At 41.1% G+C, this 650-nt stretch carries 1 pseudogene; it reads left to right on the top strand.

The annotated features are described in order from the left end of the window. Positions 1–650 (top strand): annotated as a pseudogene (locus F993_RS18440) (YadA-like family protein); the annotation flags it as partial.

A 650-nucleotide genomic window follows, 5' to 3' on the forward strand; every position in this document is an offset into this window, starting at 1 on the left:
CAGTTAACCAAAGTTAAAGATGGTTTAGATGGCAAGATTACTGATACCAATACTAAGTTGGATGATGCGAAGAAAGACTTAGGTAACCAAATCACGGACACCAACAACAAGTTAAATGACACTAAAGATCAGTTAACGACTCAGATCACAGATACGAAAACTGAGTTGAATAACACGATCAACAACACCAAAACAGAACTCAACAGCAAGATTGACAACACCAAGACTGAGTTGCAAAACAAGGGCTTGAACTTTGCTGGTAATGCCGGTGCAGACGTTCATCGTAACTTAGGTGAGAAGCTAAACATTGTTGGTGGTGCTGATGCTGCGACAGCAGAAGACAAAACCAGTGGTGAGAACGTGATTACCCGTACCACAGCAGATGGCATCAAAGTTGAATTATTGAAAGATGCGAAGTTCGACAGCATCATCACTGGTGATACGGTATTAAACGATAAGGGTTTAACCATTAAAGATGGTCCAAGCATCACCAAAGATGGCATTAATGCGGGTGATAAAGTTATCAGCAATGTTGTAGATGGTTCAATCACGAATGGTTCAAAAGATGCGGTGAATGGTGGTCAGATCAAGAATATTTCTGACAGCATCAAGAACAGCATTGGTGGAAATACAACGGTCAATCCAGATGG

It is taken from the genome of Acinetobacter proteolyticus (genome assembly GCF_000367945.1).
Classification (GTDB): Bacteria; Pseudomonadota; Gammaproteobacteria; order Pseudomonadales; family Moraxellaceae; genus Acinetobacter; species Acinetobacter proteolyticus.